The organism is Anaerocolumna sp. AGMB13020 (assembly GCF_033100115.1).
Lineage (GTDB): Bacteria > Bacillota > Clostridia > Lachnospirales > Lachnospiraceae > Anaerocolumna.
Genome location: NZ_CP136910.1, coordinates 2,329,888 through 2,355,371, shown reverse-complemented (window position 1 = coordinate 2,355,371; position 25,484 = coordinate 2,329,888). Strand labels below are relative to the sequence as shown.

Genomic DNA, 25,484 nt, shown 5'->3' with positions numbered 1-25,484 from the left:
AAACTCTTCAATAAACTTGCTGTATTATTACCTATTAAATATTTGTTTTATTCTTGCAAACCACTTGTCCTTAATGGGCTAAAGCCATTTTGCTTCAGTAAGCTATTCACATCGATGATGCTTTTTGGCCGTTCGTTAAAAATAATCAGCAAAAGAGCATCTCTTGGAAGTTTGGGATATAGTGGTGGCATCTTATATTTCTTAAGTGCCTGCTGGGTTTCCTCAGATGTAAACTCAGCAGCATAACATATTCTCAAAATGATATCCCGCTGTTTTGTATGCTTTTCTCCCGATAAAAGTTTATATCCATATCTTTCTGGAATATCTGCTTTTAAAAATACAATTTGTTGTGTTAAACCCTTCGCTTTAAGGAGGTTTTTAACATAGATACTAAATGCATCATTTTCATCCAGTAAGCTTTCTTTATTATTTTTCCGAAACATATCAAAATTTCTAGAATGAGTACTTCCTAAGATAGACTCTAATTCTTGCGTATTTTTTTCATTCATAAGTGACTCCAATCTGATATAATATATTTATCTATTGACGAAAGGATGATTTCATGGATTTCTCAAAACGCTTATCCATTTCATATTATAAAAATATTGCAACCCTGAATGATGAACATCAAGTATATGTTGTACAGCATCAGGAAACAAAAAAAGTATTTATAAAGAAAAAACTGTACATCTACAATGCAAACATTTATCAGCAACTACAAGCAACACCCATAGAGGGAATACCACAAATCATAGAACTTTACGAAGAGGATTCCTCCCTCACAGTGATTGAGGAGTACATTTCGGGAGAAACATTACAGGAAAAAATTGATACCTGTTCTTTAGTGCAGAGTGACATAAATTACTACATCAAAGAACTTTGCAAAATATTAAGCAAGCTGCATAACTTGAATCCGCCAATCATACATAGAGATATTAAGCCATCCAATATTATAATAGCACCACATAATCGTGTTGTTCTTTTAGATTTCAATGCAGCCAAGTACTTTACAGACATAAAGGTACCCGATACTGTCTTATTAGGGACCAAAGGCTATGCCGCTCCGGAACAGTATGGTTTTGGCTCTTCAACACAACAAACGGATATTTATGCTATTGGTGTGCTATTAAAGGAACTAACATCTTCATTAAAAATACAAACCCATAAATTTGATAATTTAATTGTAAAATGTATGCAGATTAATCCGTCAGACAGATTTAAGTCTGTTTCAGAGCTGCTGAAAAAGCTATGGATCAAACCAGCGGGTAACTTTCTTCAAATTGAAATGTGGAAATTGCTTATTCCACCTGGATTTCGTACCCGTTCTCCTTGGCGAATGATGTTAGGCACCCTAGGATATTTATTAATTTTTTTTGTATGTTTAACAATAGAAATACCAAACGTAGCAGGTATTGTTCTTTGGGTCGAAAGAATTTTTTGTTTGTTGATGTTATTATTTATTGTTTTTACAAGTACCAACTATTTAAATGTTCAAAATATAATACCCTTATGCAAACATAAAAACCGTATCGTACATTACTTCGGTATAATAATTCTGGATATAATGTTTATTTTTATGCTAACGATTATACTAATAATTATCGAATCCTTTTTGTAAGAGTAAAATTATTATAACATAAAAAAACAAATAATTTTGCCACCATTAAGGTGGTAAAATTATTTGTTTTTTAAAAACATAAAATTACAAAAAGACAGCTTCTTATAAATATGGTTAGAAGAACGTAAGTAAGCATATGCAATACAAGAAAATTTACAAAAATAGAGGAAGTGAATAATCACATAAGTATGTTGAGTAGCTAAGAAGGATTTGTCCTATCTTTATTATGCAACTTTTTTTAAGTAATGAAATTTATAGATATAGTATACAGTTAATTTAATTGTCCTTATGGAATCTGAAGTTGTGTTCATAGACTTTACTGATCGATTAGAGGCAACTGAATATAGTGAAGCTTTCTTTATTTTTGAAGGATATTGTATAAGAATTTTTATTGCTAAGATTATGAGAAATGCAGACAATATGGTTTAATTTAATCCACTTTCTCTGAAATTTTCAGAAGAAATCCATATCTAGCATATCAAATTAAACGGAAGTGTTATAAGTTGCGATTGCGTTGTATAAACCAAACTTTTATACTGATTTTTTGCTAATCTCAGAATTATTTAAAGAATTCATTTAATTGTAGAAGCTGCCATCCAATTATTGCTGGAGCGCTCATTTGAAAAGTTAGTTCTTAATTTGTAGTAATAATTCAATACCAGTAATTATTTAAAGATGGTGTGATGCTTATAGACATTGTTAAAGGAGGTTGAAGCAATTCTTTAATTTATAATAATTATTATTATGAAAACAGTTGACATTGTTGCTGAAGGGTGGTATCCTATATACCTGCGTTAGGAAGACAACACTAAATATTTAGAGAATAATAAAAATTATTTACTGTTGACACACAATAATAAATATGTTATTATGACTAAGCTCACTTGAGTGCATATACAGTAGATTAAGTCGTAAGGATTTAAGAGTTGTTGTGAAGTTGTCGATTTACTTTAGTATTTGATAGTTTAATTGATTGAAAATTCAAAAAATTGTCCATATATTGACAAACAATTGAAGAAAATAATTGATAAAAAAAACTAAAAAAAAGAGTTGACAAACAATAAACGCTGTGATATAGTAATAAAGCACCGACGAGCTGCTAACACAAAGAAACAGAGTAAGCAGGAACAACTGCTGAAAAGAAGTGGATAAGCTGCTTGGAAGAGCAAATTGAACATTGATAACTGAACAGTAAAACAACCCTGAAATTTTCTTATAAATTTCATTTAGGATTTAAGACTCCGGTCTTAATGATTGAAAAAGAACAGTATCAGCAATGATACAACCTTAAAACAGTAAAAAAGTAGTACAACTTATGTTGTTCTACCGGAAATAACAATTGTTCAAATCTTAGATTTGAAAAGCCAATGTTAATTCTGAAAACGATTAAACTTTAATTTGAGAGTTTGATCCTGGCTCAGGATGAACGCTGGCGGCGTGCTTAACACATGCAAGTCGAACGGAGTTTATAAGCGGAAGTCTTCGGATGGAAGCTTATGAACTTAGTGGCGGACGGGTGAGTAACGCGTGGGTAACCTGCCTTACACAGGGGGATAACAGCCGGAAACGGCTGCTAATACCGCATAAGCGCACAGTGCTGCATGGCATCGTGTGAAAAGATTTATCGGTGTAAGATGGACCCGCGTCTGATTAGCTAGTTGGTGGGGTAACGGCCTACCAAGGCAACGATCAGTAGCCGGCTTGAGAGAGTGAACGGCCACATTGGGACTGAGACACGGCCCAAACTCCTACGGGAGGCAGCAGTGGGGAATATTGCACAATGGGGGAAACCCTGATGCAGCGACGCCGCGTGAGTGAAGAAGTATTTCGGTATGTAAAGCTCTATCAGCAGGGACGAAAAAATGACGGTACCTGACTAAGAAGCCCCGGCTAACTACGTGCCAGCAGCCGCGGTAATACGTAGGGGGCAAGCGTTATCCGGATTTACTGGGTGTAAAGGGAGCGTAGACGGTGATGTAAGTCAGATGTGAAAGCCCGGGGCTCAACCCCGGGACTGCATTTGAAACTATGTTGCTAGAGTGCAGGAGAGGTAAGTGGAATTCCTAGTGTAGCGGTGAAATGCGTAGATATTAGGAGGAACACCAGTGGCGAAGGCGGCTTACTGGACTGTAACTGACGTTGAGGCTCGAAAGCGTGGGGAGCAAACAGGATTAGATACCCTGGTAGTCCACGCCGTAAACGATGAATACTAGGTGTTGGGGGTCAAAAGACCTTCGGTGCCGTCGCAAACGCATTAAGTATTCCACCTGGGGAGTACGTTCGCAAGAATGAAACTCAAAGGAATTGACGGGGACCCGCACAAGCGGTGGAGCATGTGGTTTAATTCGAAGCAACGCGAAGAACCTTACCAGGTCTTGACATCCCTCTGACCGGATCTTAACCGGTCCTTTCCTTCGGGACAGAGGAGACAGGTGGTGCATGGTTGTCGTCAGCTCGTGTCGTGAGATGTTGGGTTAAGTCCCGCAACGAGCGCAACCCTTATCCTTAGTAGCCAGCAGTTCGGCTGGGCACTCTAGGGAGACTGCCAGGGATAACCTGGAGGAAGGCGGGGATGACGTCAAATCATCATGCCCCTTATGATCTGGGCTACACACGTGCTACAATGGTGACTACAAAGGGAAGCAGCCTCGTGAGAGTGAGCAAATCCCAAAAAGGTCATCTCAGTTCGGATTGTAGTCTGCAACTCGACTACATGAAGCTGGAATCGCTAGTAATCGCGAATCAGAATGTCGCGGTGAATACGTTCCCGGGTCTTGTACACACCGCCCGTCACACCATGGGAGTTGGAAATGCCCGAAGTCTGTGACCCAACCGTAAGGAGGGAGCAGCCGAAGGCAGGTTCAATAACTGGGGTGAAGTCGTAACAAGGTAGCCGTATCGGAAGGTGCGGCTGGATCACCTCCTTTCTAAGGAAGTAAGTAGGGGTTGTTTTACTGTTGAGTTATCAAAGTGGTATTGAATGATACTACAAAATATATAGCAATGATGTTAGTGAGGTTGCGGTATATTAATTGAATAGCAAAAAGTTTCCGGTGGCGATGCGCTTATGGGACACACCCGTTCCCATCCCGAACACGATGGTTAAGACGTAAGCGGCCGATGGTACTATACTGGAGACGGTATGGGAGAGCAGGTGGCTGCCGGATTATAAAATATTAAAATGACTTACATGAGGTTAGATATAGTGAGTTTAATAAAAACTAGTTAAGTAAGTCAAGTAATAATAAAAAAAACTACTTTATAGAGTTTCATAAAAGGGTTATAGCTTAATTGGAAGAGCAGCTGGTAACAGCGGGCATGAGTTCAATTCTCATTAGACCACTGTTTCTTAACTTTGAGTACAGACTATCAATAGATTGTCAAAGTACATATAAGAGAGAAACAAAACAATTGTACCTTGAAAACTACACATTTGATTTGAAGACATCTAATAAATATGCGTTTGTTTTTTTGCCACGCTAGACGGAAAAACAATGCAGACAGAAGAAGCAAAGGAGATTATATCAAGTTTGTGGAACTGAGACACAACAGTCGAAAGACTGCGAAGGTCAAGCTAATAAGAGCGCAGGGTGGATGCCTTGGCACTAAGAGCCGATGAAAGACGTGATAAGCTGCGATAAGCTGCGGTGAGGAGCAAATATCCTTTGACCCGCAGATTTCTGAATGGGGAAACCTGACGGAGCAAACCTCCGTTACTATTAAGTGAATACATAGCTTAATAGAGGGAACCCGGGGAACTGAAACATCTAAGTACCCGGAGGAAGAGAAAGAAAACTCGATTTCCAGAGTAGTGGCGAGCGAAATGGAAAGAGCCTAAACCAGAGGATTTATCTTCTGGGGTTATGGACCGCAACAAGTGAGATGAAAGGTAGCAGAATGGTTTTGGGAAAGCCAGCCAAAGAGAGTGAAAGCCTCGTATGCGAAACCGGAAGTCAGCGAGCGGGATCCGAAGTACCACGAGACACGAGAAACCTTGTGGGAATTAGGGGGGACCACCCCCCAAGGCTAAATACTACTTAGTGACCGATAGTGCATAGTACTGTGAAGGAAAGGTGAAAAGAACCCCGGGAGGGGAGTGAAAGAGAACCTGAAACCCTGTGTTTACAAGCTGTGGAACACCTATTTACAGGTGAACCGCGTACTTTTTGTAGAACGGTCCGGCGAGTTACGTTTACTGGCAAGGTTAAGAGTTTAAGACTCGGAGCCGAAGGGAAACCAAGTCTGAATAGGGCGAATAAGTCAGTAAAAGTAGACCCGAAACCGGGTGATCTACCCATGTCCAGGTTGAAGCTGCCGTAAAAGGCGGTGGAGGACCGAACACACATCCGTTGAAAAGGGTGGTGATGAGGTGTGGGTAGGGGAGAAATTCCAATCGAACCCGGAGATAGCTGGTTCTCCTCGAAATAGCTTTAGGGCTAGCCTTGGTTTAGTCTAATGGAGGTAGAGCACTGAATATCCTAGGGGGCGTCAAAGCTTACCGAAGATTATCAAACTCCGAATGCCATATAGATGATGACCAGGAGTCAGACTACACGAGATAAGTTGGGTAGTCAAAAGGGAAAAAGCCCAGACCACCAGCTAAGGTCCCAAAGTGCGTGTTAAGTGGAAAAGGATGTGGGATTTCGAAAACAACTAGGATGTTGGCTTAGAAGCAGCCACACATTAAAAGAGTGCGTAATAGCTCACTAGTCGAGAGGTCCTGCGCCGAAAATGTCCGGGGCTAAAACACGACACCGAAGCTGTGGATAGTAGTGAATACTACTGTGGTAGAGGAGCATTCTTAATACCGACGAAGCGATACCGTAAGGAGTCGTGGAGGGATAAGAAGAGAGAATGCCGGAATGAGTAGCGAGATGAAAGTGAGAATCTTTCAGGCCGAATATCTAAGGTTTCCAGAGTAAAGCTGATCTGCTCTGGGTAAGTCGGGACCTAAGGCGAGGTCGAAAGACGTAGTCGATGGACAACAGGTTGAAATTCCTGTACCTTATAAAAACAGAACTGTGGGGACGCAGAGACAAAGTCAGAGCCGGGTGAGGAATACCCGGTACAAGCGAGGTACCAGTGGAGCAGGAAAATCCGTTCCATAATGGGAAGACGTGATGTGGACCGAAATATAAGTAGGGAAGCTGATGGAGGCACTGCCAAGAAAAGCCGCTATTGTTTTTTATAAGCCCGTACCGTAAACCGACACAGGTGGATGAGGAGAGAATCCTAAGGCCGACGGGAGAAGCATTGTTAAGGAACTCGGCAAAATGACCCCGTAACTTCGGGAGAAGGGGTGCCTGTAGAAATACAGGCCGCAGAGAATTGGCCCAAGCAACTGTTTAGCAAAAACACAGGTCTATGCAAAACCGTAAGGTGAAGTATATGGGCTGACGCCTGCCCGGTGCTGGAAGGTTAAGGGGAGATGTTAGGAGCAATCCGAAGCGTTGAACTTAAGCCCCAGTAAACGGCGGCCGTAACTATAACGGTCCTAAGGTAGCGAAATTCCTTGTCGGGTAAGTTCCGACCCGCACGAAAGGCGTAATGATTTGGGCACTGTCTCGACAATGCACCCGGTGAAATTGAAATACCAGTGAAGATGCTGGTTACCTGCGCCAGGACGGAAAGACCCCATGGAGCTTTACTCTAGCTTGATACTGGGATTCGGTATTGCATGCACAGGATAGGTGGGAGGCTATGAAGCGGTGACTCCGGTTGCCGCAGAGCCGTTGTTGGGATACCACCCTTGCAGTACTGGGTTTCTAACATGTGCCCGTGATCCGGGCAGTGGACAATGTCAGGTGGGGAGTTTGACTGGGGCGGTCGCCTCCGAAAGGGTATCGGAGGCGCTCAAAGGTCCTCTCAGGATGGACGGAAACCATCCGCAGAGTGCAAAGGCATAAGAGGGCTTGACTGCGACACCGACGGGTGGAGCAGGTACGAAAGTAGGACTTAGTGATCCGGTGGTATAAAGTGGGATTGCCATCGCTCAACGGATAAAAGCTACCCTGGGGATAACAGGCTTATCACTCCCAAGAGTTCACATCGACGGAGTGGTTTGGCACCTCGATGTCGGCTCATCGCATCCTGGGGCTGTATTAGGTCCCAAGGGTTGGGCTGTTCGCCCATTAAAGCGGTACGCGAGCTGGGTTCAGAACGTCGTGAGACAGTTCGGTCCCTATCCGGCGCGGGCGTAGGATATTTGAGAGGAGCTGACCTTAGTACGAGAGGACCGGGTTGGACTGACCTCTGGTGTATCGGTTGCACTGCCAAGTGCATGGCCGAGTAGCCAAGTCGGGACGGGATAAACGCTGAAGGCATCTAAGCGTGAAGCCCCCCTTAAGATAAGATATCCCATGCGAATGCAGTAAGACCCCTGAAAGACGATCAGGTGGATAGGTTAGAGGTGGAAGTGCAGTAATGCATGCAGCTGACTAATACTAATAGGTCGAGGGCTTGACCTAAAGATTAGATGAAATCAAAAAAGTGTGTAGTTTTGAAGATACAAATCGAATGAAAGACTGTGAAAGTCTTATAAATAGAAGAGAGCCTGTGGGTCAGCTTAAAAAGTTGAGTTCACAGGTTTTTTGTATATACCTTATGATAATAGTTATACTGGTAAAGCATGTGTCTGTTACCTTGCATTCATCACCTGGATTAAATACTGATTGGAGATTACGCACTCTTGATCATAATGAATACAGACCTATGATTAATTTCAGGGAGCCAAATATCCTAATCCATGTAATAATATTTTTGTATATCTTTTTACTTAATACGATTAAAGGTTATAATCTGAAACAAAATAATAAACCATTTGACGCTTTCTATAGTGGGTTAATAGATAAATTTTACTAATTCATATGGATTGCATGGCTTTATGTATTATAGTGAGAAGGATTGTTAAATAAAAGATTTATTTACAAAGCAACAGTAACGCAGTATAATGTAATCATAAAACAACAAAATAAAAGGAAAGGAAAGGGAAAACAACACAATCCCAATATAAATATATGAAAATATTAGATACGAAATTCGTCAAAGGATTTATAAAGATGGCAGATGACGGCTTTCAACAGGGCTGGCACGAAAGAAATGGAGGTAATCTTTCTTACCGCTTGAAAGAAGAAGAAGTCATGGAGGTATTACCAAGACTTTCCAATAAGGATGAGTGGCTTAGCATTGGCACAAGTGTTCCTTTACTTGCCGGCGAATTCTTTCTTGTAACAGGAAGCGGGAAGTATTTTAGAAATATCAGTGTAGATCCGGAGGTTTGCATCACTATTATAGAAATTGATGAAACCGGTGAAAGATACCGTATAAGATGGGGATTAGCAGAAGGAGGAACTCCTACCAGTGAGCTTGCCACTCATTTAATGAATCATGAAGTTAAGAAGGCCGCAACCGGCGGAAAACACAGAGTTATTTATCATGCGCATACTACCAATATTATTGCCCTGACTTTTGTATTACCTTTAAGCGACAAGGTGTTTACCAGAGAGTTATGGGAAGCAGCTACAGAGTGTCCTGTAGTGTTCCCAAGAGGTGTTGGTGTGGTACACTGGATGGTTCCTGGCGGAAGGGACATTGCGGTAGCAACCAGCGAATTAATGAAGAAATATGATGTAGCCATCTGGGCACACCATGGTATGTTCTGTTCCGGTGAAGATTTCGACTTAACCTTTGGTCTTATGCATACAGTTGAGAAATCAGCAGAAATACTGGTAAAGATATTCTCCATGTCCGGTAAGCGACAGACCATAACACCTGATAATTTCAGGGATTTGGCTGAGGCTTTTAAAGTAGAACTTCCGGAAGAATTTTTATACGAGAAATAATTTATTGAGGAATAAACTGATCAAAAATAAAGTAATCAAACCGGCTCCGGCTCAAATTCAGGCTTTCCTGACTCTTAATGGTCCAGGCAAAGGCCGGAGTTCGGTAGAAATGCTTACACAAAATCAAAGAAAGCATATTCCTGTGTTTATAATTGTAGGATATAAAATCCGGCTTAGTTATAAAATTAAGCAGGAGATTTTGAAGAACAAAGTACAGTGAAAAGCTTCCTACTTCTTTATCTTTTATCAGATTACTGGCCAGCTGACCTCTTATAATGTCAGGGCGCTTACGTCTATACCAGAGCAGTACAAGAGGATTAAAAGATTCGATACAGTATTTTCCCTGGTAGTTTTCTAACATAGGAGCTGTAATATCACACACTGAGGTATCGTGTAATTCTACCTTGAATTCAACAATCAAGGGTACTTTACCCTGGACAATATCAAGCACTTCCTGCAGGGTTGGAATTCCTTCCTTGGATTGGTGAAGTTTGAGCTCCCTTAATTCTTTTAAAGTTAATTCTCTGACTTTCTTGTTAATATGGCACATTCTCTTAAGTGTAAAATCATGAAATACCACAGGTATATTATCTTTTGATAATTGTACATCCATTTCTATTCCATAATTGTTCTTGACGGCAAGCTTAAAGGCAGCCATTGAATTTTCCGGTACCTTGTCAGGGTCATTGTGCAGGCCTCTATGGGCATAATATGTTCCTTGAAACGGTGTGAAGTCTTTTCTGCGGAATAATTTTGGCATAATAGCCATTAGGTATAACAGAATCACCACTACCGGTATCAGACATAAATAAATCAACATAATTTCCTCCAGGACTAACATTTTGATAGAATTCAATAGTCTCAAATATTATAACACCCTATCAGGCAGGCTACAATCCTAACAGAAATAATTTTACAATTATTTAAAGCTGAATTATCAATAGTTATTTTTATATGGTTTTATCTAAAAAAGAATAAACCCGATTACAAATCATATATTTAAATAAGTTTAGTTAGAGGGAAAATAACTTTGGACCAAATTTGCAGGGATTGGATAATAGGGGAAGAATACAGCGATTTTATTTTTGAATATAGAAGAGATATTAATACCTTAGCTTCACTCCCTAATATCTGTTATAATATTATAAATGATACATATGCCGCCGTATATATGCCAACAACAGCAGTATCCACCAATGATTTGATGCATTCTTATGGTTACGGTATCTTTCCCAATCTATACGGCTTAATGGATGTTAGCAGTCTGGAAGCCTCCGGTGTTGTGCGGGTGAGAAATGTTCCTAATCTTGCGCTTAATGGGGAAGGCGTTCTTATTGGAATTGTCGATACCGGAATTGATTATACCCATGAAGCCTTTCGAAATGCAGATGGGACTACCAGAATCGTATCAATCTGGGATCAGACAATACAAAGCGGAGCATATCCGGATACCTATTATTACGGAACAGAATATAGCAGAGAACAGATAAATGAGGCACTGGCAAATGCTGATCCAAGGTCCATAGTACCGACAACGGATGAATTAGGACATGGTACATTTATGGCTGGGATTGCTGCCGGAACACCGAATCTTCAGAATAATTTCTCCGGGGTAGTACCGATGTCTGATCTTGTGGTAGTCAAATTAAAGCAGGCAAAGCAGAGTTCTAAAAGTTTTTTCCGTGTTCCGGCAGATGCAGTAAGTTACCAGGAAAATGATATTATGTTCGGCATACGTTATCTGGTGGAGGTAGCACGAAGACTTTCTAAACCGATAGCAATATGCATAGGACTGGGAACATCACAAGGCTCCCATGACGGAAGAGGAGCATTGCCAAGTTATGTGTCTGTATTAGCAGATCTGCCGGGGATTGTAATATCCATAGCAGCTGGAAATGAAGGGAATTCGGGTCATCATTTTAAAGGTGTCATAAATAGAGGCGGAGATCAGACGAATATGGTGGAGCTTAGGGTAGGTCCTAATGTTTCAGGATTTTCCATGCAGCTATGGGGGAATGCTCCCGGAACTTTCTCCATCGATATTTTATCCCCCACAGGAGAGTACATACCCAGAATACCCGCAAGAATTGGTGAATCCAGAGAAATCCGTTTTATATTTGAAGAAACGGTTATTTTTGTCGACTATTTTTTACTGGAAACCCAGACCGGTGATCAGCTTATACTTGTAAATTTTGACAAGCCCACTGAAGGAATCTGGCGGTTCAAGGTATATTCCAGTGGAGATTTGAATTCAGAATTCAATATATGGCTTCCGATTAGGGACTTTATCGGCACAGAAACGTATTTTACTCAGCCGGATCCCTTTATTACCATAACCTCTCCGGGAAATACAGTTATACCAATCATAGTAACTGCCTATGATCATACGAACAACAGCCTGTTTCTGCCGGCAGGGAGAGGCTTTACACGGCTGGGAGCCGTAAATCCAAGTCTTGCAGCGCCAGGAGTAAATCTGGTAGGGCCGGAGCCGGGAGGGACCTATGGAAGAAGATCTGGAACCAGCTTGGCAGCAGCCCATACAGCAGGTATAACCGCAATGTTACTTCAGTGGGGAATACAAACTGGTTATTATTCGCAGCTTGACAGTGTGGAAATCAAGAACCTTTTGATAAGAGGTGCCAGAAGAGATCCAAATAATACCTATCCTAACAGAGAGTGGGGATATGGCATTATTGACATCTATAATACGTTTATAAGCCTTAGAGGAGAACCAGGATAGAGGAAGTGCAGAGGGTTAATCGTCTGCCTTCCTTTTTTTCCAATTGTTGAATATATCAAAGACCTCAGGATAATCCCTTTTAAGGGAAACCGGTTTAAAGGAATTATTCAGAAAACAGTGTTCTGTTTCGCCTGTAGAATATGTAATCTTGTCCTCCTCATCTGTAATGGTATAGGTAATTGACATTTTAATACCATTAAAAGAGCTTATGACAGAATGTATAAGAATACTGTTGTTAAAACGTACAGGCTGTTTATAAATACAGGATATGTTTAAAACCGGAATCATAATACCTAATTGCTCAAGGGAAGCATAACTTAATCCCATCTGCTCCATAAAGTCAATGCGTGCTTCTTCAAACCAGCGTAGATAATTCGAATGGTGAATGATACCCATCTGGTCGGTTTCATAATATTGGGCTTTTCTTGCATAAGGTCTCATAAGCTTGATAATATCCTTTCTTTTCATTTCTCTGTAAATCGTAACACAGTTGATATATAATAACAAGTCATGTCTTTTTAATCGCTTAACGACCCAGGAATAATAGTAGAAGTGGTATATTTAGATAAAGATAAATTGGAATTACAAATATTTGGTAATAATAGAATAGTGTTTACATTTCAGCAAAAATGTGATAAAATCTATAACAGTAAAAAAAGTGATAACGGCAAAACGTTGGTTTCAACGACAAAGGCAAACCTGTTGAAAAGCAGGGACGCAAAACTATAGGGTCTTCCTGAGTAAACCTATTCAGATGGCAGCCAGTTCCCGAAGGAGATCTTTTTTTATGCAAATTTGTGTTAACTAACATTGATGAGGGTGAGTAGTTAAACGATACAGGATAATGCTTATGGGGAGTGAGCATATTTAGAGATTATGCCGGTGGATTATTGAGCTGTCATAATCTCTTATCCTGTATAAGCAATAATTTACAGAAAACGGGGCATAATATAGCAGGTATTGCAGGCATAAAATGCATTCCGCATAAACAATTTGAATAATTAAAAAAAATAAAAAAATTTTAAAAAAGTACTTGCCTTTTGTTATTTAATGAGTTATAATATCATTCGTGGCTGACACAGTGGTTGTCAGAAAAAACACAAAAAAGAATATTGGGCTATCGCCAAACGGTAAGGCACTGGACTCTGACTCCAGCATCTCAAGGTTCGAATCCTTGTAGCCCAGCTCTTAGAAATGAGTATCCTTGATACTCATTTTTTTTATGTATGAATTTAACGGAAAATCCTGGTCGACCTTACTAGGGTGTGTCTGAAAACTCATTGCACCATTCTGAATGCCCCACTTTGCGGTATTCTGCGTTGCAATTTTGGGAACGTAGCACCACTACGCACCCAAAATCACGCCTTGTCTCCCACAAAGTGGAACATACAGCCCGGCACAAGCAGTTTTCAGACACACCCTAGGTGGAAATACGGTAAACGAAAGAAACAAAGCATTATTTGTTTTTGGTATGGCAATGCATTCTGTTATGGATTTATAAAAGAAGCCGTAGTTGGACATATCCGATAGTCAGCGGATATGCCATTCTACGGCTTTTATAGTTGGAATGAAAAATAGCTGAAACCATGTATTGTCAGCTGGCCTGAGCTGTCTGAAAAAATACTTTATCCAGCCTGGTCTTCACCCAGGCTATTACAGGTCCAAGTAAAAAGGCTATTGCAACAGTGATAAATCCGATAGTAGTGCCCATTAAGAAACCAATGATACAAGCCGTTAGGTCCCAAGCCATACGGATTACACGAAAAGGAATCCGCCTAAAGCGTGAGGCCAATATAAATACAGTTGCATCATAAGGAGCAGAACCCAGATCCACAGCCATATAGACAGCCGCTGAAAGGATAAAGAGTATCAGTGCCGGAAGCAGAACCGCTATACGAATAAGCAGACTTTGGAATGCACCTGCCGGAAGAATCTGATTGAACAGCCAGGTGAAAAAGTCAGCGCAGTATCCTACTAAAAGCATATTGGCTAAAGTCCCCCAGCCTATTTGTGTACGGTCATATAAGATTACAATAATAAATAAAAGGGAATTAAAGATAACCTGCCAGCTTCCAAAGGATAAGGACAGTTTATTAGAGATACCAAGGTTCATGCTGGAGCAGGGGTCTGTACCGAAGTTCAGACGGATGAGAAAGGATAGTGAAAATCCCATTATGATAACGGCAGCCAGTACGGCAAGTATTCTTTTTTTGTCTTTTAAGTCAAATTTCATCTGTGTCTTCATAAGTTCCTCCAAGTGTCGTAAATACCTATTTAGCATCTTACAAAGAAATGTTCTGTTTGTCTATTTAAAAATAATTAATATTCTATCTATATTCAATATGGTAATTGCTGTAGTGTCATTTGCCACAGGTTAAAACAGGTATTTACAGACTTTTTCCTGAATTGGACAGTGCAAAAAAAATGTAAAAGCACCAGGATCTGGACAAGGGGAGATTCTAGGCATTTTACTGACAAATTCAAAGATTAATGATATAATAGAAGGCAGTGTTGTAATCAGCAAATTGAACATAAAGACTCAACTTATAAATCAAAAGCTTATAAGAAAGGGACAGGTAATTGGAAGTAATGAACAAATCAGACTTACGCAGGAATCTCTATATGTTAAAGGGGCCTCTGGCAACTCAGGGATATGACTGGTGGTGGCATAATTTTACCGGTTACAGCAGGAAAACAGGGGAGGAAAAGACCTTCTTTATTGAATATTATGTCTGTAACCCGGCACTGAGCAGAAATACGCCTATATTAGGACAGCTGCCAAGGAACAGGGCTGTTAACAGAAGACCCTCCTATGCGTTGATAAAAGCAGGCGTTTGGGGAACAGGTGCAAAGCAGATTCATAATTTCTATCCAATTTCTGAATTTACCTCTTCTGAAACGTTCCTGAATATAAGAATCGGTAATTGTCTTCTAACCGAAACCAGAATGGATGGCAAATGCAAGGTTACCGAAGAAGAAGCAAAAGCCCATCCCGAATATATGTGTGATGCCGGAACCATGGAATGGGATCTGTCCATAAATAAAAAGATATCTTATCATGTAGGCTATGGGGCCTCCAGAATCTCTAGAGAGCTGAATGCCTTTGAGATGTTCTGGCATGCGGAAGGAATCAAAACAGAATATAGCGGTGAAGTTATCTTAGATGGTGAAATCTACGATGTAATACCGGAGAGATCCTTTGGTTATGCAGATAAGAACTGGGGACAGGACTTTACATCACCCTGGTTATGGATTAGCAGCTGCGATCTAAAGAGCCGAATATCCGGCAGGACACTTACGAATTCTGCCGTGGAATTTGGTGGAGGAAGACCTAAGGTATTTGGAATTCCCATGGAAAGAAAACTTCTTGGTGGCTTCTATTATGAAGGAAAAATGTATGACTATAATTTCTCAAGGTTCTGGACAGGAGCTAAGACCGTTTACAAATTTGAGGAAGGTGAAAGTATCAATACCTGGAGAGTTAAGGCAGTAAATAAAGATTCCGAACTGGAACTGGTACTGAAATGTCCGAAAGAAGAGATGCTGTTGATTAATTATGAAGCTCCTAATGGAAAGAAACTGCATAACCAGTTATGGAACGGCGGTACCGGATATGGCAGAATCAAACTTTATGAAAAATATAACGGCAGAAGGATACTCATTGATGAAATAGAGATGAAGCATACCGGCTGTGAATACGGGGAATATGACAAGTAAGGAACAACTATATGAAAAATCTGTTTGAGTGCCTTCCAGAAGATTTTTTTAAACCGCTTACGGGAAAGTACAAAAGGGAGTATGCGGACTGCATACAACTGATATTTAATACGTTTAAGGCAGAAATATCCTATGGTATCAGCAGAGAAATCCTGGTATCTGCTTTAGAAGGATATTTTGAATACGATGACCATGTGATGGTACTAGAAGATGAGGATACGGTGCTTTTCGATGCCAGAGCAAAAGCCAATGGTGTAATCAAGACCCTGAGGGATACCGGCTGGATCGAATATGAGCAGGGGGATAATCATCAGATTAATGTCATATTGTTTGAGTATACCGTTCCGGTAATCGAAAGCTTTCAACGGATTATGAAAGAAGAAGAAACCGAGTACCAGGGAATTATCTCCCAGATACATGCGGCTCTTCAGAATCAGGAACTGTATGCAAGACCTTATGAGCTAATACTTAAGGGAGTAAGTGAGAATACTGAACGACTGATTTCAGAACTAAAGAAATTAAATGCCAGTATTAAGCGGCATATGGAACGCCAGACCAGTGAAATGGGGGCGGCACAGGTGCTGGAGCATTTTTTTGACTATCATAAGAACATTGGCTCAAAAGCATATCTTAGAATGAAGACCAGTGAAAATATTTCATATTTCCGCAGTGCCATTATCAGTAAACTGGAGGAAATACTCTCAAACCAGGATATTATGGAGGGAGCAGTTTCGGGCTATAGGGAGATTGAGCAGATAACGGACAGAGAAGAGGCCTATGACCTGGTGTTATCCTTAATCCTGGATGTTAAAAGTGTATTCTACCGGTTGGATGAGATAATTGAAGAGATTGACAGAAAGCACACCAGATACTTAAAAAATGCAGTAATGCGAGCCAAATTCCTTTTGTCCACGGGAAACAACATGGAGGGAAAGATACTTAGAATTCTGGACCATCTGGTTCAGGAACTGAATGCTGCAGAGAATCAGAATCTCTATGAGGAGTCCAATGGTGATCTCTTAAAACTCTTTCAGATATATCCCCAGAATTTTATTGATGATGAATCTTTGCGGGCAGTGTCAGTAACAAAGAAGTTAGGCATCGTTGAAGACCTGGAGGAAGGTGAGATACTGACGGAGGAAGAACGGGAGCTGTATAAGGAAGCACTTAAAGAAAAAAATAGAAATCGTTTTTCAAGAAATAACATTGATTCATATGTCAGTGAACTTCTAACAGAACAAGGTAGTATGAAAGCTTCTGCGCTGCCTCTGGAGAACAAGAGGGATATGATAAGAATTATATATATCAGCCTGTATGGGAATAACCGGTCCAACTGTTATCGGGTGGAACGGTTGAATCTTGCTGTGCAAAAAAATGGCTTCCATTTTCATGATTTTAAGATTGTTAAAGTATGATTGATGAAAAGTCAGTCTTTCACTAGAAGACAGCTTTTATAGAATCCAGAAAAAGCTTATGGGTTTATTCCAGGTCGCGTTTTTTCTTTTTTAGCAATTGTCTGGTATCCTTATGGCGGCTTTAAATCAAAGGATAGAGATAGAATTTAACTTATTTATTGAAAGGAGCAGAATTTATTATGTTACAGGACGTTAAAATCAACAGATCTATATTACCTGCAAGTGACAGTAATTACTAATAGTATTATCAATAGCTATAACAAGTAATGGGTCACAGATTCGGTAATAGAGCAGAAGCTTACATCAAATTGAAATTGAAAAGGGTTGCTGCTTCCAGCTATAAAATCATATAGGTTCATGTTTTTAACTGGATAAGGAGAATAATAGGTAATTTTATATTGATATAGAAAAGAGATACATAGGAAGAGGTAAGGAAAAGGTATGTTTAATATCTTCGAAGAATCCATTGTTCAAAAGGAACGGTTCCGGTTAGCAGCTAACAGGCTTCTTAACCAGTGTTTTCTGGTAAAAAAGAAGGAAAGCACCAAAAAAGACTATATGTTCGTGTATCAGAACAGAGAACTTTTTATACCGTATTTTGAATTATTGGGTTATCAGCTTAAAATAAATGAAGATCAGGGAGTCATCGGCCTTGTGAACCAGTTCGGAGCAGGGCGACTGTCCCTTAACAAGTATGAGAGTATTATGCTCTTGCTTTTGCGATTGCTCTATCTGGAGAAACGCAGGGAGCTTGGAACCTTTTCCGAGGAAGTAACGGTACTGATGGAAGAAATCCGTGAAAAGTATGCCATGCTTAAGATAAAGAGCAAACCCGTAATGGATAAATCCATGGAACGAACTATTATAACGGCATTTCGTAAGTACAACCTGGTGCTGAATTTAGAAAGTGATATAGCCCAGGCAGATACAAGGATTATCATTTATCCCTCCATTGTTATGGCTGTACAGATGGAGGATGTCAGTGCTTACTACGATCAGATGAAAGAGAGATTAGCCAGTTACAGTGATACCGGAGGAGAAGAGGATGGAGAAACAGAAGAAATTACTGACGAGGATTCGGCTGATTAATTGGCATTATTTTGAGAATGAAACCGTCAGCATATATGGATCCACCTTAATCAGCGGTGAAAATACCGCAGGTAAATCCACGGTCTTAGATGCCATACAGTTAGTTTTGACCACTAATACGAGAAGATTCAATACTGCTGCCAATGAGAAAGGCAGCAGAGACTTAAGAGGTTATGTCAGATGTAAAGTCGGTAACGTGGGCGAGACGTACCTGCGTAAGAACGTGGTTATCGGAAATGTAGCCCTGGAATTTTATGAGGAGAAAACGGATAAGTATTTTGTCCTTGGTGTACATATGACCTCAGCCGATGAACTTAGTCCGGTAACCACCAGATGGTATATGGAAGAGGGAAGACTGGAAGAGCTTAGTTTTCTAAGCGGAACGAAACCCTCGCTTCCGGAAGAGTTCTTTGCAGGGGATAGAAAAGTACGCTTTATAGAACAGAAAAATGCCGCCAGAGAACGTTTTAAGAGAAGGATGGGAAATCTGGAGGATCGTTTCTTTGATATCATCCCCAAATCCCTGGCCTTTAAGCCCATGGACAATGTAAAGGACTTTATCAACAAGTTTGTATTACCGGAGGAGCGTATTGACGTAGGCAGTCTCAGGGTTAATATAGAGACCCTGTCTGAACTGGAAGAGCTGATGGAGAAATCAGCAGCCAAGTTAGAGCAGTTAGGGAAAATTATTTCCAAATATGATGGAATCAGAAAAAAGGACAAAGAGATAGCCGTGAATGAATTGCTGCTTGTTTTTGCAGAAGTTGAGAATCTGAAAGAAGAGATTGATAAGCTGACAGAAGAGACAGACAAAGACAAGCAGTATCTGGAGTCCAATGAAAAAGAAACGGGAAAATTAGAAGAAGAAATAGCAAGAGTTGATAAGAGGCTCATAGACTTAAATGTCGCAATGCGACAAAATGAAGCCAGCAAGCTGGTGGAAGGTGCCAATGCAAGGCTAGAAGAAATAAACCGTAATATCAAAGAAGCATACAAGATGAAGGAGAAACTCCTTGAGGCAGTTCTTGGACTGCGTAGTCTTATCAATATATTAGCCGGTTATGACATCAGGATATTGTCAAAGGAAGAACTGGAGTTGCTCACTGAACCCGTTGAGGCAGCAAAGAAAATAGAAATAACAGGAAAACTGCAGACGGAGCTTAACAGCCATATGAATCGGATTGCAGAGAGCCATGGCGAACTGAAGGCACGTAAGAAGGAACTTGACAGGCAGATAGAGGGACTTCAGAACAGATTGAAGGAACTGGAGAACAGAAAGCTCTCCTATCCTGTCCATACCAGTGAACTGAAGAAAGAAATAGAGAAAGAATTTAAAACAAGGGGAATTAACAGCCCCGTACATATCCTGTCGGACTTGCTTGAGGTTACAGATTCCCTGTGGCAGAATGCTGTTGAAGGTTATCTGAACACGCAGAAGTTCTATCTGATTGTTGAGCCGGAATACTATCATATTGCTCTGGATGTATATCATAAGAAGATGGCAAAGATTCATACAGCCGGAATTATAAATACCAGAAAAATCGAGTTGAAAAGCAGTGCTGACCTCTCCTCTCTGGCTTATGTGGTTCATAGTGAGAACAGCTATGCCAAGGCTTATATCAACTATCTGCTGGGCCGTGTAACCCGATGCCAGGACAGGGCAGAGCTTGAAAAGCATAAGATTGCCATGACACCGGAAGGTTTCCTCTATCAGGGATATGTAATCAGAAATCTGGACAAGGAAAGCTATAAGAATCCGTATATCGGACAAAATGCTTACCGTGTACAGATTGAAAATACCAGAACGGAGCTTTCTGAAAAATCAGGTGAACGGAAAACCTTAAAAGCTGAGATCACGAAGCTTGCAGAAGTTTTGGAAGCAGAAAAAAAGGTCAATATTGACCTGCTGAATACCTATCTGGAAGCACCTTTGCTGCTTCGCAAATACGAGCAGCAGTCAGGTGTTCTTAAAACAGAGCTGGAAGCAGCCAGAAAAGACCCTACACTGATTGAATTGATGGAGCAGATTGAAACAGTCACAATAGAGAAAGCAAAGCTGAATGCGAGTAAAACAGGTCTTGAACGAGAGAACGGCAGATTAAAAAACCGTACAGAGCAAAAGAGCAGTGAACTCTTATTAAAGCAGCAATTCTATAAAACCCAGCATAATTTGCTGGAGGAAAAGGCGGACTTAGACGGTGCCTCCATGGAAGCGGCAAAAGAACAGTTTCATTTGAACAGAAAAAGCAGAACGGCTAAAGCAATACAGGAAAGGTGCCAATACCGTAAGAGTATACTGTTAAAAGACAAAGATGAACTTCTTAACGGGAACAAGGGACTGAAGGAATTGCAGGAGGAATTCAATCACAGGTTCGATCAGGATTTGCTGCGCGGCATGGAAGGAATAAGGGATTATATTGATGCCAAACGCCAGTTGGAAACGGTGGAACTGATTCGCTTTGAAGAGCAGCTGAGGCGTGTGAAAAGCGATTGCGAAGAAGTATTTCGCAGCGACTTCCTGGCAAGGATGCGTGAAAATATCGAAAATGCCAGAAATGAATTCAAGAACCTTAACAAAGCGCTGGAAAACATCTATTATGGTGAGGACAGCTACCGTTTTGTCATAACCTATGATAAAAAGAAAGAAAGTCTGTACCGTATGATCACCTCTGAAAAAAATATGGAGGGATATAATCTCTGGACAAAGGCTTTTGAAGAAGAGTACAAAGAAGAGATGGCAGAGCTTTTTGCCAAGCTAATAACCAAAGATGATAAAGGCGAGAAGGTAATCGAGGAATATACGGATTATCGTTCCTATCTGGACTATGATATTGAGATACATAAGAAAAGCGGTACGGTACAGAAGTTCTCTGCTATCTATGGTGAGAAAAGCGGCAGTGAAACCCAGGTTCCTTATTATGTAGCAATTGCGGCCTCCTTTGATCAGCTGTATCGTTTTGGTAATACCATTCGTATCATGCTGTTAGATGAAGCCTTTGATAAAATGGATGATGAACGTATTGCATCCATGATGGAGTTCTTTAGCAGTTTGGATATACAAGTGATTCTGGCTACCCCCCCGGCTAAGATTGAAGTTATCGGTGAGAAGGTAACTACCATACTCACAGCAATACGTGTGGGAACCAGAAGTATCATTGAGGAATATGAATTATAAAGAGTGGTTAAATCTCAATGCTGCATAATATTAAACCAGTAGCACTCCACTGATAGCATAAATAATTTTAAAAGAGTATAAGGTGGTATTTTTACTATTTGTTCGTTACTATGATGTTATTCTGTTCTATAACTATTAAGAGTTTAATATAGAAGCTAATACTAACAGCAAGTAAAAGTGATAACGATAGAAGCATAGGTGCTTGCATTTGTTTGAGGGAGAAAGGTAAGAATATGAACCAACACTATGATTTTGTAGCAGATTATAAAGAAAACAATATACTTCGAGGGAGCTTTAACAAGCTCGCCGTAAATACCTTTGGCATTCAATTTGAGGATTGGTATAAGCTTGGCTACTGGACAAAAAAATATATACCCTACTCCATGAAAGACGACGACAAGATTGTCTCAAATGTATCTGTTAACCTGATGGAATTTAACCAGAGAGGCAGCAGAAAGAAATATATACAGCTTGGTACGGTTATGTCGGACAAGGACTATCGTGGTCTGGGATTGAATGGCTATTTGTTGAAGAAGGTCATAGAAGATTACAAGGATAAATGTGATGGTATCTATCTATTTGCAAATGATAGTGTTCTGGATTATTACCCGCAATTTGGTTTTCGTAAAGCCAATGAATATCATTACAGCAGGAAGCTTTCCTTCACCGGAAGCAGTAGTGTAAGCCCGTTTCCTCTTTCTGATAAAAAAGCTTTAAAGGAAATGGAAAAGATCATAGCTACCAGCAGGCCCAGCGGTCAGATGGCAATGAATAATCTGGGGTTATATATGTTCTATCTGTCCTCTTTTATGAAAAATACCGTTTATTATGTAGAAGAGCAGCAGGCCTATGTGTTGGCAGAAGAGGAGGAGGGAAATCTGATTCTTCATGAAATCTTTGGGGTCGGAGAGGTTGATGTAATGGCAATTGTAGCTGCTTTTGGAAATGGGAATAAGAAAGTAAGTCTAGGATTTGTGCCGGAGGATAAGGAAAATTATGACAAGGAATTGCTTCTGGAAGAGGACACGACACTCTTTGTCTTAGGAAATGGCTGGGAGGAATTTGAAGAAGCGGGTTTACGCTTCCCCACTCTCTCCCATGCCTGATGGCTTATTTATCTTCGTAAGCTTTCACATAAACAAAGTTTTCATTGTTCCTGTTCATGCGGTAATCTTTGCTTAAGATGGCATTCACAAATTCCTGTCCTCCGGACTCTATGGGTACAAGCTCGATATCCAGTTTGTTTTCCACGTCTACTGTAGTTACATCGTCCAGGAATACATTTTCACCGGTTCTTAACATACTGGAGGGGATAAGGAGGCTGTCACCTAAGTCAGTTCCCTTATCCTTTAGTTCTTTTAATTGCTTTATAAGATCTTGTCCTGTAATTAATCCGGCAACGGTAATCGTCTCCCCGAAGAAATCATTACGGATGCAGACCACCCTTATCTTAATTTTTGGAAATAATTCCATGATGGCTTCGGAAAAGGAAAGGATAGTACGGAAGGCCAGCTTTCCGGTAGCTATGGTAATATTCCGTTGAACCGCCTCTTTCCGGTGCGGATAGTCTTTTGAAGCAGTGGTGTTCTTTAAGGCTTCTTTAAATTCATTCATGAACAATCTCATCATACCTACGCCATTTTCCAGCTGGATATAACCGTCATAACGTTCCTCCTCAGGAAATTCCCGTTCAGCAGTAATATAAAATTCATCACTGGCATGTATAAAATGGAGGCCAAAATTATCGTAAAAGCCCTGCTGATAGCTCTCAATCAGATCAATAACAGCACCGGCCTCTTCCTTCGTAAAGACCTCAAGTGGCTCCAGTTTACTGCGGAATTTGGTAACCCCTGCGGGAACGATAGAAACACTTCTCATAAAGGGCAGGTATTTGGAGAGATCCTGAATGGATCTTTCTAATTCAGCACCATCATTGACATTCTTGCACAGCACAATCTGGCCGTTCATTTCAATACAGCCCTCATATAGTTTGTCGAGATTTTCAAGAGCACGTCCGGCAAAGCGGTTGTTAAGCATCTTACAACGCAGTTCCGGGTTGGTCGTCTGGACGGATATGTTAATTGGTGCCAGATTAAAACGAATGATTCGATTTATATCTTTTTCGGACATATTTGTCAGGGTTATATAATTACCTTGAAGAAAAGATAATCTTGAGTCATCATCCTTAAAATAAAGGGTATCACGCATTCCTTCCGGCATCTGGTCGATAAAACAGAAGATACATTTATTATGACAGGAACGGTAATCACTCATCAGACCATTGTCAAAGTCTATACCTAAATCCTCTTCATAATCCTTATCAATCTCCAATATCCATTCCTCTCCAGAACTTTTACGGATAAGAATCTCAATATATTCGTCTTTGATGAGATACTGATAATCAAAGACATCGTCGATTTCTTCATTATTTATGGCAACCAGGTAATCACCGGGTTCAATTCCCATTTCTTCACCGATAGAATCCGGTGCAACAGTTTTTATTAAATGACCTTTTGGGTTCTTTTTCATTTTGTAACCTCTTTCTAAAACAAAGCTATTATAAGTTACCAGCATCACTTATTATACACACATCCTATTTAATTGTAAATGGCGGTAAATTGTTATTGCATGTAAGCGGCAGGATGGTTATGATAAGTAGTAAGAGCTTTTCTGGTTGATAATTCAGATTTTTTGAGCTGTCCTATCAGAAACAGATAGGTTGAAGTAGATTTTTATCCAGCACTTGCTATAAAAAGTGCTGTGAAAATGTATATTCAACAGATAGAAAGTAATTCCTTAACTTTAGGCACTTTATACTTGGACAGGAATAGCTAAGGTTTATTTTACATAACAGAAGTATATCCCAAAGGAGAAGTGGTATAAATGACATTACAGCAATTAAGATATGTGGTAACAGTTGCGGAAAAGGGGACGATAAGCGATGCTGCAAAAGAATTATTTATCTCTCAGCCCAGCCTTACCAGTGCCATAAAAGAGTTGGAAAATGAAATGCAGATAACGATCTTTAATCGAACCAATAAAGGGATAATTGTTTCCAATGCAGGAGACGAATTTCTTTCTTATGCCAGACAGGTACTGGAGCAGGCAAACTTACTGGAAGAGAAATTTTTGAATGTAAAAAAGCAAAGCCCAAGATTTTCTGTCTCTGCCCAGCATTATTCCTTTGCTGTAAATGCTTTTGTGGATGTGATTCGTGAATTCGGCGGAAACCAGTATGATTTTACGCTTAGAGAAACCCAGACCTATGAGATTATTGAAGATGTCAGTAAACTGAAAAGTGAAATCGGTATCCTTTATACATCCTCCAAAAATGAAGAAGTGATTATGAAGCTTATCAAGCAGAATAATCTGGAATTTGAGGAGCTTTTTGTGGCAAAACCTCATGTATTCATAAGCTCCAGGCATCCTCTGTCAGAGAGAGAGGGTATTTCCCTAGATGAGCTTGAGGGGTATCCCTATCTGTCCTTTGAACAGGGAGAGTATAATTCCTTTTATTTTTCAGAAGAGATACTAAGTACCATTGACCGGAATAAGAATATTAAGGTCAGGGACAGGGCAACCCTCTTTAATTTAGCCATCGGGTTAAACGGTTATACTGTAAGCACCGGTGTCATCAGTAAGGAGCTAAATGGAGAGAATATCATTGCCAGACCACTTCTCGTAGAGGAGTATATGAGGGTGGGCACCATCAGACAGAAGAATATGCCCCATAGCAGATATGGTAAAGCTTATATGGAAGCATTAAAAAAACACGTAATAGATTATACAGATTAAAAAATACAGTAAAAAGATATTGTTAAAAGATATTGTAAAAAGATACTATTAAAAAAGAGACAGATTAAAGTTACGGGTAATTGCCCTGGGTTTT

The 25,484-nt window shown here is 40.2% G+C and carries 15 protein-coding genes, 2 tRNA genes, 3 rRNA genes and 1 riboswitch; of the genes, 15 read left to right on the top strand and 5 right to left on the bottom strand.

Annotated elements, in window-relative coordinates:
* Window positions 1-47: 47 nt before the first annotated feature.
* Window positions 48-509, bottom strand: a complete 462-nt coding sequence (locus tag R2R35_RS09350) for a hypothetical protein (RefSeq protein ID WP_317734244.1) — start codon at window positions 507-509, stop codon at window positions 48-50.
* A gap of 53 nt (window positions 510-562) precedes the next feature.
* Here R2R35_RS09350 and R2R35_RS09345 point away from each other — a divergent pair, with 53 nt between their 5' ends.
* The 6 genes from R2R35_RS09345 to rhaD all read left to right on the top strand — a co-directional run bounded on the left by R2R35_RS09345 (window position 563) and on the right by rhaD (window position 9,459).
* Window positions 563-1,618, top strand: a complete 1,056-nt coding sequence (locus R2R35_RS09345) for a serine/threonine protein kinase (protein WP_317734243.1) — start codon at window positions 563-565, stop codon at window positions 1,616-1,618.
* A gap of 1,394 nt (window positions 1,619-3,012) precedes the next feature.
* Window positions 3,013-4,545: ribosomal RNA gene (locus tag R2R35_RS09340) — 16S ribosomal RNA — on the top strand.
* A 122-nt stretch (window positions 4,546-4,667) separates the two neighbouring features.
* Window positions 4,668-4,785, top strand: a 5S ribosomal RNA gene (rrf, locus tag R2R35_RS09335).
* A gap of 109 nt (window positions 4,786-4,894) precedes the next feature.
* Window positions 4,895-4,963 (top strand) — tRNA-OTHER (locus tag R2R35_RS09330).
* Window positions 4,964-5,185: 222 nt separating this feature from the next.
* A 23S ribosomal RNA gene (locus R2R35_RS09325) occupies window positions 5,186-8,085 on the top strand.
* The 16S, 23S and 5S rRNA genes sit together here with 1 tRNA gene alongside, the layout of an rRNA operon.
* 549 nt (window positions 8,086-8,634) lie before the next feature.
* The gene (gene rhaD / locus R2R35_RS09320) at window positions 8,635-9,459 is read left to right on the top strand and encodes a rhamnulose-1-phosphate aldolase (RefSeq protein ID WP_317734242.1); all 825 of its coding nucleotides are present in this window, start codon (window positions 8,635-8,637) and stop codon (window positions 9,457-9,459) included.
* Window position 9,460: 1 nt separating this feature from the next.
* On the opposite strand, the gene R2R35_RS09315 is transcribed toward rhaD, so the two are convergent.
* Window positions 9,461-10,279, bottom strand: a complete 819-nt coding sequence (locus R2R35_RS09315) for a glycerophosphodiester phosphodiesterase family protein (RefSeq protein ID WP_317734241.1) — start codon at window positions 10,277-10,279, stop codon at window positions 9,461-9,463.
* Window positions 10,280-10,489: 210 nt separating this feature from the next.
* Between R2R35_RS09315 and R2R35_RS09310 the strand changes: the two genes are divergently transcribed.
* Window positions 10,490-12,199 (top strand): S8 family peptidase, encoded by a 1,710-nt coding sequence (locus R2R35_RS09310; RefSeq protein ID WP_317734240.1) that lies wholly within the window; start codon window positions 10,490-10,492, stop codon window positions 12,197-12,199.
* Between the two features lie 15 nt (window positions 12,200-12,214).
* Here R2R35_RS09310 and R2R35_RS09305 read toward each other — a convergent pair whose 3' ends face one another.
* The gene (locus R2R35_RS09305) at window positions 12,215-12,667 is read right to left on the bottom strand and encodes an acyl-CoA thioesterase (RefSeq protein ID WP_317734239.1); all 453 of its coding nucleotides are present in this window, start codon (window positions 12,665-12,667) and stop codon (window positions 12,215-12,217) included.
* A gap of 214 nt (window positions 12,668-12,881) precedes the next feature.
* A riboswitch (cyclic di-GMP riboswitch) is annotated at window positions 12,882-12,972 on the top strand.
* A 340-nt stretch (window positions 12,973-13,312) separates the two neighbouring features.
* On the opposite strand from R2R35_RS09305, the gene R2R35_RS09300 reads away from it, so the two are divergent.
* A tRNA-Gln gene (locus tag R2R35_RS09300) sits at window positions 13,313-13,384 on the top strand.
* A 78-nt stretch (window positions 13,385-13,462) separates the two neighbouring features.
* Window positions 13,463-13,729, top strand: a complete 267-nt coding sequence (locus tag R2R35_RS24695) for a DUF6783 domain-containing protein (protein WP_442872278.1) — start codon at window positions 13,463-13,465, stop codon at window positions 13,727-13,729.
* Between the two features lie 64 nt (window positions 13,730-13,793).
* On the opposite strand, the gene R2R35_RS09295 is transcribed toward R2R35_RS24695, so the two are convergent.
* Window positions 13,794-14,444, bottom strand: a complete 651-nt coding sequence (locus R2R35_RS09295) for a YczE/YyaS/YitT family protein (protein ID WP_317734238.1) — start codon at window positions 14,442-14,444, stop codon at window positions 13,794-13,796.
* A gap of 344 nt (window positions 14,445-14,788) precedes the next feature.
* On the opposite strand from R2R35_RS09295, the gene R2R35_RS09290 reads away from it, so the two are divergent.
* From R2R35_RS09290 to R2R35_RS09270, 5 genes are all read left to right on the top strand, one after another.
* Window positions 14,789-15,916: a tocopherol cyclase family protein gene (locus tag R2R35_RS09290; protein ID WP_317734236.1), complete on the top strand. Its 1,128-nt coding sequence runs from the start codon at window positions 14,789-14,791 to the stop codon at window positions 15,914-15,916.
* Window positions 15,917-15,927: 11 nt separating this feature from the next.
* Window positions 15,928-17,331: a Wadjet anti-phage system protein JetA family protein gene (locus R2R35_RS09285; RefSeq protein ID WP_317734235.1), complete on the top strand. Its 1,404-nt coding sequence runs from the start codon at window positions 15,928-15,930 to the stop codon at window positions 17,329-17,331.
* Window positions 17,332-17,772: 441 nt separating this feature from the next.
* Window positions 17,773-18,420: a DUF4194 domain-containing protein gene (locus R2R35_RS09280; RefSeq protein ID WP_317734234.1), complete on the top strand. Its 648-nt coding sequence runs from the start codon at window positions 17,773-17,775 to the stop codon at window positions 18,418-18,420.
* Window positions 18,377-21,595 (top strand): ATP-binding protein, encoded by a 3,219-nt coding sequence (locus tag R2R35_RS09275; protein WP_317734233.1) that lies wholly within the window; start codon window positions 18,377-18,379, stop codon window positions 21,593-21,595. The genes R2R35_RS09280 and R2R35_RS09275 overlap by 44 nt, the downstream gene beginning before the upstream one ends.
* Window positions 21,596-21,828: 233 nt before the next feature.
* A complete protein-coding gene (locus R2R35_RS09270; protein WP_317734232.1) occupies window positions 21,829-22,701 on the top strand; it encodes a GNAT family N-acetyltransferase in 873 nt (290 codons plus the stop codon).
* A 4-nt stretch (window positions 22,702-22,705) separates the two neighbouring features.
* Here R2R35_RS09270 and R2R35_RS09265 read toward each other — a convergent pair whose 3' ends face one another.
* Window positions 22,706-24,124 (bottom strand): DUF512 domain-containing protein, encoded by a 1,419-nt coding sequence (locus tag R2R35_RS09265; RefSeq protein ID WP_317734231.1) that lies wholly within the window; start codon window positions 24,122-24,124, stop codon window positions 22,706-22,708.
* 354 nt (window positions 24,125-24,478) lie between these two features.
* Between R2R35_RS09265 and R2R35_RS09260 the strand changes: the two genes are divergently transcribed.
* Window positions 24,479-25,390 carry a LysR family transcriptional regulator gene (locus tag R2R35_RS09260; protein WP_317734230.1) on the top strand — a complete coding sequence of 304 codons (912 nt, stop codon included), beginning with the start codon at window positions 24,479-24,481 and terminating at the stop codon, window positions 25,388-25,390.
* Window positions 25,391-25,484 lie beyond the last annotated feature (94 nt).

Bases quoted from the DNA above. Each gene is read 5' to 3' on its own strand.
- R2R35_RS09285 (WP_317734235.1), top strand. From the start codon at position 15,928: ATGAAAAATCTGTTTGAGTGCCTTCCAGAAGATTTTTTTAAACCGCTT.
- R2R35_RS09270 (WP_317734232.1), top strand. From the start codon at position 21,829: ATGAACCAACACTATGATTTTGTAGCAGATTATAAAGAAAACAATATA.
- R2R35_RS09350 (WP_317734244.1), bottom strand. From the start codon at position 509: ATGAATGAAAAAAATACGCAAGAATTAGAGTCTATCTTAGGAAGTACT.
- R2R35_RS09290 (WP_317734236.1), top strand. From the start codon at position 14,789: ATGAACAAATCAGACTTACGCAGGAATCTCTATATGTTAAAGGGGCCT.
- R2R35_RS09265 (WP_317734231.1), bottom strand. From the start codon at position 24,124: ATGAAAAAGAACCCAAAAGGTCATTTAATAAAAACTGTTGCACCGGAT.
- R2R35_RS09275 (WP_317734233.1), top strand. From the start codon at position 18,377: ATGGAGAAACAGAAGAAATTACTGACGAGGATTCGGCTGATTAATTGG.
- R2R35_RS09295 (WP_317734238.1), bottom strand. From the start codon at position 14,444: ATGAAGACACAGATGAAATTTGACTTAAAAGACAAAAAAAGAATACTT.
- R2R35_RS09315 (WP_317734241.1), bottom strand. From the start codon at position 10,279: ATGTTGATTTATTTATGTCTGATACCGGTAGTGGTGATTCTGTTATAC.
- R2R35_RS09260 (WP_317734230.1), top strand. From the start codon at position 24,479: ATGACATTACAGCAATTAAGATATGTGGTAACAGTTGCGGAAAAGGGG.
- R2R35_RS09305 (WP_317734239.1), bottom strand. From the start codon at position 12,667: ATGAAAAGAAAGGATATTATCAAGCTTATGAGACCTTATGCAAGAAAA.
- R2R35_RS09345 (WP_317734243.1), top strand. From the start codon at position 563: ATGGATTTCTCAAAACGCTTATCCATTTCATATTATAAAAATATTGCA.
- R2R35_RS09280 (WP_317734234.1), top strand. From the start codon at position 17,773: ATGTTTAATATCTTCGAAGAATCCATTGTTCAAAAGGAACGGTTCCGG.
- rhaD (WP_317734242.1), top strand. From the start codon at position 8,635: ATGAAAATATTAGATACGAAATTCGTCAAAGGATTTATAAAGATGGCA.